A 13,339-nucleotide genomic window follows, 5' to 3' on the forward strand; every position below is an offset into this window, starting at 1 on the left:
TATTTTTGCAAAAGAAACCAAAAAATCTGCCCGCCTACCCTAAGGCAGAACAGAACAGATTTTCAGATAAATCGTTGCTACACTTATTTAGAAAGTTTCAATTCAAGCTGTACCTGAATATCATTTTCTGTCGAGAGCACAACGGAGTGTGGATTTTCCATTCCGAAATCTTCGAACGTTACCATCGATGTCGCCGACAACAATACTGCATTATTCTCATAAGCAGCTTTTGCGTCAAAAGTTACTTCTTTTTCAATACCTTTAACCGTAATGGTACCATTCATTTTGATATCAACCGTTTGACCGACAGGCCATTCCGCAGGTACCCCTTCGAATGAAGTCGCTGTAAATGTAGCTTGTGGATATGTAGCAACGTCGAAGAAATCGGCTTGCTTCACGTGACCATCACGCTGTCCATTCCCGGAATCAATCCCGTCCATCTCGATCTGTCCTTCTGCCTTCATCTGAGCAGCATCGTCTACATTAATGGTCCAATTGCCTGTTACCTTATCGTCCACAAAGTTAACGGTCTCCTGTGATGTGGTTACGGAGAAGTATACTTTGGAACCTTCGCTGATGCTCCAGTCTCCATTCAATTGCTCTGCTCCCGCAGTTTCATTCGCTACAACCGCTCCTGTGCTATCTACTGCTGTTGTGGAAGTCGCTGTGCTCGCAGGAAGCACCTGCTCAATCTCCACGTTGTTCCCCAAGTAACTGTTTGTGATATAGTAACCACCGCCACCGATTACGGCAACCGCCGCTACACCTGTAATAAGCCATGCTTTTGCTTTCTTGTTCATCTCTATGTTTCCTCCAGTACATGATTGTTTAGGTTGCTTCTTGGAGTGAATCATATCAATTGAATGTGTCAGGAAGAAGTCAAGATAAGACAAGTCCCATATTTTTTTGAAATCCGTAATACAGGATTGGCTTTACGCTCTGGCTCATGTAAAATCAGTACAAGTTTACAAAGCGAAAGGAGAACGCTTTTTTTGAAATCCATACTTATCGTCGAGGATGAGCAAGCTATTGCACGAGTATTGGCTGCTTATCTGAGAAAAGCAGAATTTGAAGTTCATCATGCAGCAGATGGACCGACTGCACTTACCCTTTTTGATACCGTAACGCCTTCCCTTGTATTACTTGATGTGATGTTGCCAGGAATGGACGGATGGGATCTGCTGCGGATTATTCGTGAAAAAAGTGCTTGTCCCGTGATCATGCTAACTGCACTGGATGACATTTCAGACCGTCTCAACGGACTAAATGCCGGTGCTGACGATTATATGAGCAAACCTTTTGTACCGGAAGAAGTGGTCGCCAGAGTTAATGCGGTGTTGCGCCGTAATCCACATTGGACCTCAGGTGGCAAAGAGAAGCGTTCCTTTGGAAATCTCGTCATTGATCTTGCGGCCAAGCAGGTGCTGCTGAACGGTGCAGAGGTTGCACTCACACCTCGTGACCTGTCGTTACTGCTATTCCTGTCCGATTATCCGAATCGGACGTTTACCAGGGATCATCTTATTGAGCAGGTATGGGGGATGGATTATGACGGGAGTGATCGTGCTGTGGATTTATCAATTAAACGACTGCGCCAGGCCCTCTCCCACTGGTTGCCCGAAACAGGAGAAATTCGGACGTTACGAGGAATGGGGTATCAATTTTGGATCGCCAACTGAAACCAAAGAAACCCAAACGAACCATATCCATTTTGTCACACTGGACACTGCGATATTTTCTCATTTTGTGTATTGGTTTCACGATTATTGTGGCAGGCGCACTTTACTGGATTCGAACAACCTCTATTGAAAAAAGCCTCAAAACCGCAGAACTGCTTGGTCTGGAGATCGCTGATCAAGTCACTAGTGAAAACAATATGCTTCGGGTTCCACCCGATCTGGACAGACTGGTAACCAAACGAGAGAAACTATTCAACACAGATCATTATTTTTGTGTCATGATCTTGGACAACAACAATCAATTGATCTTTTCCCAACCTAAAATGGAGCAAAAAGATGTGCATTATCGACTGTCAGACGACTATCTTGAACCGCGAAACAACAAATATGCAGGTGTAACGGTCAACATATCTGAGGGCGATCAAACCTTGGGTAAAGTGTGGGTCATGCAGTCCAAACAATCCATTACATTTGGTCCAGAGACGATATGGCTCGTGGCTCTAATCCTCGGAGGGCTAATCCTTTGTGGATGGTTTACAATCTATCTCCTGTCCAAAAAGTTATCCAGACCGATTCGTCAGGTCGCCTATGCGGCTGAGCAGATTCGAGGTGGTAATTATGATGTGAGTCTTGATTTGAATACACGAGAACGTGAGATCAACGAACTTGTAAATTCATTCCGCGATATGGCTGCACGTCTACAACAACTCGAAGAGTGGCGTACACTATCGCTGGCAGGAGTAAGTCATGAACTCAAGACACCGGTAACTTCCATCAAAGGGCTCGTAATGGCAGTACGTGACGATGTGGTGAGTCCACAGGAAGGAAAAGAATTTTTGGATATCGCTTTGAAGGAATCTGAACGCATGGAGCGAATGGTCGCAGATTTGCTTGACTATAATGCCATGGCTGCAGGAAGTGTTGCCGTTCGCAAGGAACGGACGGATCTGAAGCTGTTGGTCGGTGAGATCATCTATCAGTGGAAGATTGCGTACGAGGACAAAATGCCAGAGGTTCAGCTGCACGCCCCTCCAATTAACTTCTTTACCATGGGGGATGCTCTCCGCATTCAGCAGATCATTGTCAATTTGCTTAATAACGCACTTCATGCCACAGCTCCTGAACAGAAGGCTGTCTTCGATATTTATCTAAGTACAGAAGAGCAGATGCTGTACATTGATGTTAAGGACCACGGCACAGGCATCGCAGCCGAAGAACAACCCAAAATCTTCGAACGGTTCTATCGTGGAGAACTCAAAAAACGTCGTAACCGCGGTCTGGGTCTAGGATTAACATATAGCCGCCTACTCGCTCAGGAACAGGGCGGTGAACTGACACTTGTCTCCAGCAGCCCGGAAGGCAGCATGTTCAGATTAAGCCTGCCACGCTGGACTGCTACACAAGAAGCCATGAATACAGAAAAAGCATACGGAGCAGCCGTTAAAGTATAACGCACCTCGCTAACATGACAACTAGCCCAGAACTCCATTCAGGAGACTGGGCTAGTTCAACGTTGTGTCTTGTTGCTTTATCCAAACTATCCAAAACGGAAACAGTCAACACTCTAATACACGTGGTCTATATTCATCGTAAGCATCCGAGATCAGTTGTTTATGAAGTACACTACTGGAAATGATTGCTTTCCGCTTTGCTTTCAAAACGATCTGCTCTATATCCGCATAACTGCACCCAGTCAAGTGTTCACATATGTAATCTTCCAGCCGAGTCTCCTGTTCAAATGATCCCACCAACTTACTGATATATAATTTGCGACTCGAATCATCAGGCATACCGTAGGTCATCTTTGTATCGAAACGTCTCCATATGGCGTAATCCAGTTGGGTTTCCAGATTCGTTGCAGCCACCAGAATGCCGTCCCCATCGAATTCGTCCAGACACTGCAACAACGTATTGACAACACGCGCCATCTCTTTCACCTCATCATTGCTCTCACGTGTTCGACCTATGGCATCAAATTCATCCAAGAATAGTACACAGGGATTAATACGTGCATATTCGAATAACTTGCGTACATTACTTCCGGTCTCCCCAAGATGACTATGAATGATTGCATCTAATCTCACAAGTACCAATGGCAGATCAAGGCGCTCCGCCAGATGTGATGCAGTTAATGTTTTACCCGTACCGGGTGGCCCGAACATGACCATTTTGTTGGGGATCGATACATCGTGCTCCCTGAACTTCTCTTTCATGCCCAGAATGGTGATAAATTCATCAATGATACGCTCATTTTCTGCGGAAAATACAATATGCTGGGCTTTTCGCCCACACTCTTTTGGCGTGTAAAAAGCAGCCATATCGATCCCTTTCGCGCGGGGAATCCGATTCATATGATTTATTTTGCTCATGTATACACATGCTCCTTCATTTATGGTTTCGTGTAAATGTTTAGTTCAATTTATATAGAATCAATTAGATTTTAATCGTAATTATTACTATTAAATAATAACATACTACTGTCTTTTTGCAAATATAAATACAGCACGTCCACTATTTTGCCACAGATGGGGCATTTGGTTGCAAGCATCAAGAAAATTTGCTATTCTGAATATGCATCGTTGTGTATAACGCAAAAAAGCCCTCTAAATTTCATGAGAGCATCAAAATTTTTCCAGATTTCGCAAGCGGCAACTTGCTATTTCTGGAATCTTTATACCAACGAATGTAATCCAAATTAAAAGTGAGGTTAACAATCATGGCAAAAGACGTATTGTGTGAAGTTAATTCCTGTCGTCACTGGGCTCAAGAGAACAAATGTAACGCTTCCTCGATCTATATCGTGAGTCACAGTAACAAAGAAGCAAGTCAGTCTGCTGAAACAGACTGTAAGACTTTTGAAGTAAAATAATTAATTTCATGTGATTCACTTAAAGGAGCCCTTACCGGTTCCTTTTTTCTTTGTCCATTGTAACAAGAATGATAATTATTATCAAGCCCTATTCTGTAAAAATCCTTCTCACCTCTTAAATGCACATTGGACAGATGACCTACGTACACTACGTAAGAAGTCAGTATGCCCATGAACGATTAGAACCAAGAGGTGAATAACAATGCCTGTTAAAAGTGGCACACAGTATCGCGAACGAATTGATGCACAGTCCGTCCCTTGCTGGTACAAAGGTAACCTTATTACTGGAAAACGCTCTGAACATGTAGCATTTGCTGGTCTAATGGAGACTCAGATGTACATGTATGATCTGCAATCTGATCCTAAATTTGCAGCAACGATGACGTATGCCTCCCCGGCAGACGGCAAACCTGTGGGCATATCCTTCCTGCCTCCAACCAGTGCCGACGACCTCCGTAAACGACGGGAAGGGATGAATATCTGGACAAACGTGCATCATGGCTTTCTTGGTCGCTCACCCGATTACATGAATACAGCCATAATGTCCTTTTACACAGGTGCCGATCTCCTGAACGAACTATCTCCCCAATATGCAGAAAATCTCAAGAATTATTATGCGTACTGCCGTGATCATGATATCACGCTATCCCATGCCTTCATCCAGCCATATGCCAGCAAAATCTCAGGGCAACTGGATGCTACTGAGGATGCTATTGCCGCAAAGGTCGTAGATTGCACCGAGGAAGGCCTCATCATTAGCGGAGCATTCATGATGGCTACACAAGCTGCCACATCGGATGAGATTTTTGTCTATCCGTCACCTTCTCCCGCCCCATTTGATGACGAAAATCCATTTGCATTCTCTTTTGCTGTCCCCAATGATCTTCCGGGAATCAGTCTGGTATGCAGGGATACCTACGCAGCCGAATCTCACACCAACTATCCCCTGAGTTCCAGATATGAAGAAATGGACAATATCGTCATCTTTGACCGGGTGCTCGTTCCGCATGAACGAATATTTTTTGCAGGAAGTGAGGAAATGTCCTCGCGTCTCTTCAGTGGTAGTAACTTTCATATTCACGCAGGTCATCAGGTATTGTGTCGTTACATTGCCAAGACAGAATTTGTTCTCGGTACAATACAGCTTCTCACGGATACGCTGGATCTGAATACGGAAGCACATGTTGTCGAGAAAACCGCGCGTGTGTTCGCAGGTCTCGAATCGTTAAAAGCATTGGCCTTGGCCGCGGAGGCAGGTGCCATCCCAGATGGGCGTGGATTTGTGTTACCTGCACCAAAACCATTGATGGCAGCCAATCTCCTCTTTCCGAAACTTTATCCTGAGATGATTGAAATTCTGCAGCTCTTGGGTTCGAGCGGGGTGATTATGATCCCTCAGGAAGAAGAGTTTCAATCCGATATCGCTCCTTCACTGAATATATATCTGAAAGGGAACGATATGGCTTCTCACGAACGCAACGCTCTGTTCCGCCTGATCTGGGAGCTTGGGGCTGGATCATTTGGGGGCAGACAGACCCAATTTGAACGATTCTTTTTTGGCAATGTCCTTACCGTATCCAATCGGTTGTTCTCCGTCTACAACAAAGATCAGACAAATCGTCAGCTCGTTCGTGATTTTCTATTCAACACCAGCAAATAAGAGAACTAATGAAGCTTTTTTTATACCAGATGGTCATAGACCGTCATCAGTTCAGAGGCTGGTCTGCTTGCATCCATATCCCGTAATGCAGGCTGGTCTCCGTAACCGATATGGAATACCCCCAGCACCTTCTCTTCACTTGTCAAACCCATCAGATTCATAAACACAGGATGTTGTTGATAATCATTGATCTTCCAGACAGCATTCAAACCCTGTTCCGCAGCCAGAATATTAAAACGTTTGCTCCAGGCTTTGGCCGGCAGAAGATCATCCTCACGGGCATTTCTAGGCGCCACAACAACCAGATGGGTAGGGATTGCTTCCGTGTATTGATATGTAGCCCAATCGCCGTAGCGATCAGCCAGATGGGGTGGATAGCTCTGTCTGACCGCTTCCAGATAAAGCTGTCGTCCTTCGCCTGCAAACAACATAAACCTCCAAGGCTCTGAACTCATCACATATAATGAAGGATCTGCTTCATCAAGCAACTTTCGTATAACCGACTGGGGTACTGGCAACGGACTGAATTCGCAAGTTCCTGCACGTCTCTTGCCGCTGCTTATATCTTGACTTAGACCGGTAGACATGGCAACTTCCCCTCCTCTATCTGCATGATATATCGTTATCCTTCAATCGCCTTCACATCAACCATGTTTTCTTCGGTTCAACGGCTTCCGTTTTCCAGCGATCCACCTCTTCGTGGATGCGCGCTTTATCACGCGTCGTAAACTGTTTCGACTCCAACACTTCTGCTTGAGGCATGCTGTCACGTATCAAGCGAATGTAGTCCATGGAACGGATCAGAGACTGGCGTCCAGGGATGTACCTAATTTTGCGTCCTTCCAACAAGCAGTATATCTCGATCATACCCGGTAATTTACCGAAGGCCTCCCAGCAGAATGCACTGACCATATGCTGAAACGCCTCAACTACGTTTGGATCGTGGACAACCATATATTTCTGAATAAGCATCGAATCCCAGCCTTCTGGTTGCCAGGCTACCTGAAATATCATCGACAAATGCATGGATAATGAAGGTAACTCCGTTCTCCACTGTTCAAAAAGAATGGCTGGATGCTTCAGATCATCGTTCATTGCAATGGCGAGTGACAATTCATCCGTAATCTTGTTCTTCACATCCCAGTAATGGAGAACAGATTCGAAACCATCCGCCTTTCTGGGCCACCATTTCTCAAGTAAATACTGTACAGGTACCTCTTTGCGAACATTGGGGTCGAGACTGTAAAAGGCATTGACCGCGTGGCTCACCGCATATTGTACACGATGCCTCCATTGCAGTGGAGAACGCTGCTCAGACACTGGTTCAGGGCGGATGAATCGGTGTGGGCTGCGCAGCATTTCTTCCAATCTGTAATCTTCAAGCAGACGTTCAGGAAGGTGATTCCTTCCCAATGGTATCGCTGCCTGAACATTATGTCTTAACATGATCTTTAGGATACCTGTAATCCGGCAGCAGCGAAGCGTTTGCCAAAGTCACGGCATGTTTCCTTCTCCTGCTCAAGCGGACTGTATTCAATTTTCAACATCTCTGGAGATACCTCCGCCCCACGCTCTTGCAGCTTGGCAGCGGCGAGATCAACCGCTCCGCAGAACTGCTCATAAGACGTGTCACCACTACCGAACACTGCTGCTCTCTTGCCGCTCAAGTCAAGCTCATCCAACTCTTCATAGAAATCAAGGAATTCATCTGGCAACTCCCCGTCTCCCCAAGTGTAGACGCCGATCATGAATCCGTCATAGTCCATTACATCGGATGCATTACAATCCGTTACGGATTTCAGATCTGCCTCGTGACCTCCCTGTGTAATTCCTTCTACAATCAGTTCTGCAATTTCTTCTGTATTTCCCGTCATGCTTGCATAAGCCACTAACAATTTAGCCATCTATTTTCCCTCGCTTTAGTTTGATCATGTTAATATTCTCTCCGAAGAAAGAATGAATTTGAATTAACAAAATCATATGTGATAATGATTATCATTGTCAAATTAATTTTTTGGTTATCTTTGTTTTTCAGTATATGGTGCACTCCCGTCCCCCAACTGGCGTACAAGCCCTTTTTTGTTGTACAATAGTATCCAAATGACTTTTGAAGGATGGATAAATCATTATGTACGTAGCTAAGAATTGGAAGGACTATGAAGTAATCGATACAGGAGGCGGCGAGAAACTGGAGCGTTGGGGAGATGTGATTTTACGCAGACCCGATCCACAGATTATCTGGCCCCTTGAGCAAGAAACCAATGAATGGCGTCAGGTGCATGGTCACTATCATCGCAGCTCTTCCGGTGGCGGTAACTGGGATATGAAAAAGCCCATTCCCGAGCGTTGGACGATCGGATACGAAAACCTGAAATTCCACATTAAACCTACCAGCTTTAAGCACACTGGCCTATTCCCTGAACAAGCCGCCAACTGGAGTTGGATGATGGATAAAATCTCCAATGCAGGACGCCCTATTTCTGTCTTGAACCTGTTTGCCTATACAGGTGGAGCAACGGTAGCCGCAGCATACGCTGGTGCTTCTGTTGTGCATGTGGATGCAGCTAAAGGCATGGTTCAATGGGCCAAGGAAAATGTTCAATTATCCGGACTGGCTGATCGCCCTGTTCGTTTTATTACAGATGATGTATTCAAATTCGTACAACGGGAACAACGTCGCGGAAATCGTTACGACGCCATTATTATGGACCCTCCTTCATATGGCCGAGGCCCTAATGGAGAGACATGGAAACTGGAAGAGAACCTATATCCTTTCTTGAAGTCGTGTATGACGATCTTGTCGGATAATCCATTATTCATGCTGGTTAACTCCTACACTACGGGCATTTCCTCTACGGTTCTGCGCAACATGTTGACCATGACGATGTCTGCTCAGTACGGTGGTGACATTACTGCAGGTGAAATTGGTCTGCCAATCACACGTAGTGGTCTTGATCTGCCTTGTGGTATTCTGGGCCGTTGGGAGTCTTAATCATGTCAGAACATCGGCATAACCACGATGCGATTCCGATTCTGTTCGAAGACAACCATCTGTTAGGTATTACGAAGCCGGTCAATGTACCTACCCAAGAAGATTCATCAGGTGATCCGGATTTGCTTACATTACTGAAGCAGGATCTGAAAGAACGATATAATAAACCTGGCAATGTCTATCTCGGGTTAGTACACCGACTTGATCGTCCTGTTGGAGGGGCAATGATCTTTGCCAAGACATCCAAAGCAGCTTCGAGATTGTCCGAGACAGTGCGGGGACGTCATTTCCGTAAAATATATGCGGCTGTAGTACATGGCAAGTTGCCTGCACAACAGGGAACGTTAAAACACACGCTGCTGAAAGATGCACGTACAAATACCGTTACTGTTGTACCTAAAGGGACGGCTGGCGGTAAGGATGCCGTTCTGGATTACCGGGTTATTGGAGAAACAGATCGATACAGCCTCGTTCATATCGAACTGCACACCGGCAGATCTCATCAGATTCGGGTGCAAATGAAAGAAATGGGCTGTCCTCTGTACGGAGATCAGAAATACGGCGTAAGCGTGAATAAACCCGGGCAACAGATTGCTCTATGGTCTGTGATTGCAGCTTTTCCTCATCCAGTTACCAAGGAAGAAGTTATTCTGCAATCTTTGCCTGCAAGAGAATTCCCTTGGGCAGAATGGCCAGCTGCCGTGTACCAAAAGGCTTTTGAACAACCTCTATAAGTGCACAGGATCAGGTTACATCTGTCCATACAACGTGTCGTTCAGATTCTGTATCTGAACGACACGTTTTTTCATATTTTCTGCTAATTAACTAATATACAGAAAGGAGACATCATAGTGACCCCGTTTACCAAACAAGTCATTGCGATCATCGCAGCGATTCCTGAAGGTAAAGTGATGACTTACGGTCAGATTGCAGCCCATGCTGGAAGTCCAAGAGCCGCGAGACAAGTCGTCCGTATTCTGCACTCGATGAGCCGCAAGGAACGTCTGCCCTGGCACCGTGTCGTCAACGCAAAAGGCGAAATCTCCATACCGGACGAACACTCTCGCATGATGCAGGAAACAGAACTGATTAGCGAAGGTGTGGAGTTTCAACTGAACGGAACCATTAATCTCAAACAGTTCGGTCATGAGCCCGATCCTGTATTTCTTATCGATCCAACGATCCAGCCCGAATAATAAAAGTGCTCTCCTCCTATGGCGCACACCAAAAAAAGAGAACTCAAGCAGTTAGGGTTACCCCTTTTCAACTGCTAGAGTTCTCTTTTTTTTTTTTTATCTGATGTTCGTTACGCTGTAGCCGTCGCTTTTTCCTGTTCTACAGTAACAGGTTCAACAGCTGGTTTTGTTTTCCGAATAAAGAACGCCATGATCAAAGCAACCACGGTCATTCCGGTAGCCACGATGAATGCATAGTTAACACCGTAAATCGTTGCATCTGCTGTAGCTGCTAACATCGCTGTCTTATTATTAGGGTCAACTTGGCCAGCAGCCACTGCATCCGCCAGATGTGTTTTGAGCTTGCTACTCATGATAGTAACCAGAATGGCTGTACCGATCGCACCGGCAACTGTACGCAATGTATTGGACATCGCTGTACCATGCGCGTTCAGACGTTGAGGCAGTTGATTCAGACCTGCTGTCTGGATCGGCATCATGAGCATTGACATACCGAACATACGAGCCGTGTAGATAAACATCATGTAGCCATAAGTAGTATCGATTGCCAGGCGACTCAGTCCAAAAGTTGTAATTGCCGTAATGGCAAGACCTGCAACCGAAAGCCAGCGTGCGCCCACTTTATCAAATATGCGACCTGTAATTGGGGACATAATCCCCATCAATATCGCACCCGGCATCATCAGTAGTCCTGATTCAATCGGTGAGAATCCACGAATGTTTTGCAGGAAAATAGGGAGCAGGATCATACCTGCAAACATCGCCATGGTCACGAGCATATTAATAATTGTTGTTAATGTATACATGTTGTACTTGAAAATACGGAACTCAAGGAGCGGATGATCTGTTGTCAGTTGACGAATAACGAACAGAATCAAGGATATCGCACCTACAACGAGACATCCAATGACAATTGCACTGCCCCATCCATCAGTACCCGCATCACTGAATCCGTAGAGCAAACTACCAAAACCTAGTGTAGATAAAATAACCCCTGGATAATCCAGTTTAGGTCTGGATTGACGTGTTACGTTTTTGACAAAAGCAATACCAATTGCCGTTGCAATAATAGAAAATGGCAAGATGATGTAGAACAACAATCTCCAGGAATAATGCTCAACCACATAACCCGAAAGTGTAGGCCCAATCGCAGGAGCCAGAATCATCGCGATCCCCATGGTTCCCATGGCCTGACCGCGTTTCTCAATTGGGAAGATAGTCAGGAATACAACGGTCATGAGAGGCATCAAGATACCTGCACCTGCCGCTTGAATGACACGACCTACCATCAGAATGGTGAAGGTTGGACTAAGACCACAGACTAATGTACCTATGGTAAATAGAGTCATGGCTGTAATGAAAATTTGACGCGTTGAAAATTTGGCAATCAGATATGCCGTAACCGGAATCAGTACACCGTTCACAAGCATGTAACCCGTGGTTAACCATTGGGCTTTGTTTGCATTGATCGCGAGGTCTTCCATGATTTTAGGAAGTGCTACGTTCATCAGGGTTTGGTTCAGGAATGCCACAAAGGCACCAATTAACAATGCCGCTACAATCGGGCCTTTCTTGATGTTGTCCATCGCTGAGGATGGAGCTGCAGCAGTAGTCGTACTCATATGTTGTTCATCTCTCTTCCTTCTAACTTTTCAATCATTTGACTATGAATTCTAAGTAGGTGCTCAAGGTCGTCCTTCGATATATCCAGAATGGGTGATACTCTTTCCATCCACAAATGGTGCGTTTCCTGTTGGGCCTGTTCCCCTTTGTCCGTGATCTGAAGCTTAACGGATCGGCGGTCAGCATCCGAACGTGTCCGAACGATATACTCCCCTTTGACCAGTCGCTCCACAACAGCGCTCATGGAACTACTGCCCATATGGCATAGCTCAGCCACTTCATTTATGCCAATGGAAGGACGCTCCCTCAGGATGGATAACACCATAAACTGAATCGAAGTCAGCTCGATCTCCTTGTTTTCATTCCAAAATGCTCGAAAAAGCATTTGATTCACTTGGCGGAACGAATTAATAATATAGAATACTTCATACGTATCAGTCATTGATTCACCCTTTTACTTTTGGAATATAATATTTCGTACACGAAATATCAGGGGAACAATTATTTATTATAACAAAAATATTTACATAGTCAACTCTTTACATATGAATTCACAAAAATAATATTAGGACATACTAACTGTGTTACATCCATGCCTTTACCCAACTAACCTGGACACAGTGTGTAGCATATGTAATTTGTAAATAAAATAACCATAGGGTTCCTGCATGAAACGAGCAGGCACTCCTATGGTTATTCAGAAGAATCAGCATGGTATCATACCGAAGTAGATAAGGCAGGCTCTTTAGCCTTGGGTGTTGTCATTTTGCCTAACAGATATACCAGCAATTGTTGATTGTGCATCGAAATGTTACTGAGAACAGAGTTCATGAATTCATTACGGATGGTGATTCCCCGTTCTGTCTCCATTCTTCCTTTCTCTGACAGAGATACCCACACAATGCGTCGATCCTGATTATCCCGATTCCTGCGAATCAGATCATTCTTCTCCATTCGATCGAGCAGCATGGTTACAGCAGCTGGCGTAGTCGACAGATAAGGAATCAGATCCGAAGGTTTCATTTTCTGATGATCCTCGAGCACCTCCAGAACAGCCAGCTGGGCCTCCGTTAATGAGGGTGCCAGCTCTTGATCCATATGCAATTTATAATCTTTGGTCAACCTGGACCAGCACTTGGCAAAATCGGAATTATACATCTTCCATCGCTCCTCTCTGCAACCGGTTATCACTTCACCTGCTTAAGTTTTCGCGCTCCAAAGCCGCATTCCTGCTGCCTTTTTTCAATTTCCTAGCGATCGACCGTAATCGACGAAGGTTGTTAAACTTCGCATGAATGCCCTCTTCTAATCCGCCTTCGA

General features: G+C 45.1%; 15 protein-coding genes. 7 read left to right on the forward strand and 8 right to left on the reverse strand.

Annotated elements, in window-relative coordinates:
* Positions 1-83: 83 nt before the first annotated feature.
* The gene (locus tag MKY92_RS18465) at positions 84-800 is read right to left on the reverse strand and encodes a YceI family protein (RefSeq protein WP_339297237.1); all 717 of its coding nucleotides are present in this window, start codon (positions 798-800) and stop codon (positions 84-86) included.
* A 192-nt stretch (positions 801-992) separates the two neighbouring features.
* Here MKY92_RS18465 and MKY92_RS18470 point away from each other — a divergent pair, with 192 nt between their 5' ends.
* On the forward strand, positions 993-1,679 hold the full coding sequence (locus MKY92_RS18470; RefSeq protein WP_339297238.1) for a response regulator transcription factor: 687 nt from the start codon (positions 993-995) through the stop codon (positions 1,677-1,679).
* Positions 1,664-3,130, forward strand: coding sequence for a HAMP domain-containing sensor histidine kinase (locus MKY92_RS18475; RefSeq protein WP_339297239.1), 1,467 nt, complete (start codon positions 1,664-1,666; stop codon positions 3,128-3,130). The genes MKY92_RS18470 and MKY92_RS18475 overlap by 16 nt, the downstream gene beginning before the upstream one ends.
* Before the next feature lie 105 nt (positions 3,131-3,235).
* Here MKY92_RS18475 and MKY92_RS18480 read toward each other — a convergent pair whose 3' ends face one another.
* Positions 3,236-4,048, reverse strand: coding sequence for an ATP-binding protein (locus tag MKY92_RS18480; RefSeq protein ID WP_339297240.1), 813 nt, complete (start codon positions 4,046-4,048; stop codon positions 3,236-3,238).
* Positions 4,049-4,395: 347 nt separating this feature from the next.
* Here MKY92_RS18480 and MKY92_RS18485 point away from each other — a divergent pair, with 347 nt between their 5' ends.
* Entirely contained in the window at positions 4,396-4,548 is a 153-nt protein-coding gene (locus MKY92_RS18485; RefSeq protein ID WP_076209985.1) for a DUF1540 domain-containing protein, read from the forward strand.
* Positions 4,549-4,750: 202 nt separating this feature from the next.
* Positions 4,751-6,208, forward strand: a complete 1,458-nt coding sequence (locus tag MKY92_RS18490) for a 4-hydroxyphenylacetate 3-hydroxylase N-terminal domain-containing protein (RefSeq protein ID WP_339297241.1) — start codon at positions 4,751-4,753, stop codon at positions 6,206-6,208.
* A 20-nt stretch (positions 6,209-6,228) separates the two neighbouring features.
* On the opposite strand, the gene MKY92_RS18495 is transcribed toward MKY92_RS18490, so the two are convergent.
* From MKY92_RS18495 to MKY92_RS18505, 3 genes are read right to left on the reverse strand one after another with little or no spacing between them, the layout of a single operon-like run.
* Entirely contained in the window at positions 6,229-6,795 is a 567-nt protein-coding gene (locus tag MKY92_RS18495; protein ID WP_339297242.1) for a nitroreductase family protein, read from the reverse strand.
* A gap of 52 nt (positions 6,796-6,847) precedes the next feature.
* Positions 6,848-7,654 (reverse strand): hypothetical protein, encoded by an 807-nt coding sequence (locus MKY92_RS18500; RefSeq protein WP_339297243.1) that lies wholly within the window; start codon positions 7,652-7,654, stop codon positions 6,848-6,850.
* A gap of 5 nt (positions 7,655-7,659) precedes the next feature.
* Positions 7,660-8,112: a flavodoxin gene (locus tag MKY92_RS18505; protein ID WP_339297244.1), complete on the reverse strand. Its 453-nt coding sequence runs from the start codon at positions 8,110-8,112 to the stop codon at positions 7,660-7,662.
* A 224-nt stretch (positions 8,113-8,336) separates the two neighbouring features.
* Here MKY92_RS18505 and MKY92_RS18510 point away from each other — a divergent pair, with 224 nt between their 5' ends.
* The 3 genes from MKY92_RS18510 (at position 8,337) to MKY92_RS18520 (ending at position 10,396) form a co-directional block, all read left to right on the forward strand.
* Entirely contained in the window at positions 8,337-9,200 is an 864-nt protein-coding gene (locus MKY92_RS18510) for a class I SAM-dependent methyltransferase (protein ID WP_017687801.1), read from the forward strand.
* A 2-nt stretch (positions 9,201-9,202) separates the two neighbouring features.
* Positions 9,203-9,934 carry an RNA pseudouridine synthase gene (locus MKY92_RS18515; RefSeq protein ID WP_339297245.1) on the forward strand — a complete coding sequence of 244 codons (732 nt, stop codon included), beginning with the start codon at positions 9,203-9,205 and terminating at the stop codon, positions 9,932-9,934.
* A 117-nt stretch (positions 9,935-10,051) separates the two neighbouring features.
* Positions 10,052-10,396 (forward strand): MGMT family protein, encoded by a 345-nt coding sequence (locus tag MKY92_RS18520; RefSeq protein ID WP_237174759.1) that lies wholly within the window; start codon positions 10,052-10,054, stop codon positions 10,394-10,396.
* Positions 10,397-10,506: 110 nt separating this feature from the next.
* On the opposite strand, the gene MKY92_RS18525 is transcribed toward MKY92_RS18520, so the two are convergent.
* From MKY92_RS18525 to MKY92_RS18535, 3 genes are all read right to left on the reverse strand, one after another.
* The gene (locus tag MKY92_RS18525) at positions 10,507-12,018 is read right to left on the reverse strand and encodes a DHA2 family efflux MFS transporter permease subunit (protein WP_047843512.1); all 1,512 of its coding nucleotides are present in this window, start codon (positions 12,016-12,018) and stop codon (positions 10,507-10,509) included.
* Positions 12,015-12,461 (reverse strand): MarR family transcriptional regulator, encoded by a 447-nt coding sequence (locus MKY92_RS18530; protein WP_076209978.1) that lies wholly within the window; start codon positions 12,459-12,461, stop codon positions 12,015-12,017. Before MKY92_RS18530 ends, MKY92_RS18525 begins: the two co-directional genes overlap by 4 nt.
* Before the next feature lie 275 nt (positions 12,462-12,736).
* Positions 12,737-13,177, reverse strand: coding sequence for a MarR family transcriptional regulator (locus MKY92_RS18535; protein WP_105599342.1), 441 nt, complete (start codon positions 13,175-13,177; stop codon positions 12,737-12,739).
* Positions 13,178-13,339: the final 162 nt, after the last annotated feature.

Source organism: Paenibacillus sp. FSL R5-0623, from assembly GCF_037974265.1.
In the GTDB taxonomy this organism is placed as follows: Bacteria; Bacillota; Bacilli; order Paenibacillales; family Paenibacillaceae; genus Paenibacillus.

What these genes read in the sequence shown, in the direction of transcription:
- MKY92_RS18530 (WP_076209978.1), bottom strand. Translation starts at nt 12,461, where the DNA reads ATGACTGATACGTATGAAGTATTCTATATTATTAATTCGTTCCGCCAA.
- MKY92_RS18505 (WP_339297244.1), bottom strand. Translation starts at nt 8,112, where the DNA reads ATGGCTAAATTGTTAGTGGCTTATGCAAGCATGACGGGAAATACAGAA.
- MKY92_RS18490 (WP_339297241.1), top strand. Translation starts at nt 4,751, where the DNA reads ATGCCTGTTAAAAGTGGCACACAGTATCGCGAACGAATTGATGCACAG.
- MKY92_RS18510 (WP_017687801.1), top strand. Translation starts at nt 8,337, where the DNA reads ATGTACGTAGCTAAGAATTGGAAGGACTATGAAGTAATCGATACAGGA.
- MKY92_RS18480 (WP_339297240.1), bottom strand. Translation starts at nt 4,048, where the DNA reads ATGAGCAAAATAAATCATATGAATCGGATTCCCCGCGCGAAAGGGATC.
- MKY92_RS18465 (WP_339297237.1), bottom strand. Translation starts at nt 800, where the DNA reads ATGAACAAGAAAGCAAAAGCATGGCTTATTACAGGTGTAGCGGCGGTT.
- MKY92_RS18495 (WP_339297242.1), bottom strand. Translation starts at nt 6,795, where the DNA reads ATGTCTACCGGTCTAAGTCAAGATATAAGCAGCGGCAAGAGACGTGCA.
- MKY92_RS18515 (WP_339297245.1), top strand. Translation starts at nt 9,203, where the DNA reads ATGTCAGAACATCGGCATAACCACGATGCGATTCCGATTCTGTTCGAA.
- MKY92_RS18500 (WP_339297243.1), bottom strand. Translation starts at nt 7,654, where the DNA reads ATGTTAAGACATAATGTTCAGGCAGCGATACCATTGGGAAGGAATCAC.
- MKY92_RS18525 (WP_047843512.1), bottom strand. Translation starts at nt 12,018, where the DNA reads ATGAGTACGACTACTGCTGCAGCTCCATCCTCAGCGATGGACAACATC.
- MKY92_RS18535 (WP_105599342.1), bottom strand. Translation starts at nt 13,177, where the DNA reads ATGTATAATTCCGATTTTGCCAAGTGCTGGTCCAGGTTGACCAAAGAT.
- MKY92_RS18485 (WP_076209985.1), top strand. Translation starts at nt 4,396, where the DNA reads ATGGCAAAAGACGTATTGTGTGAAGTTAATTCCTGTCGTCACTGGGCT.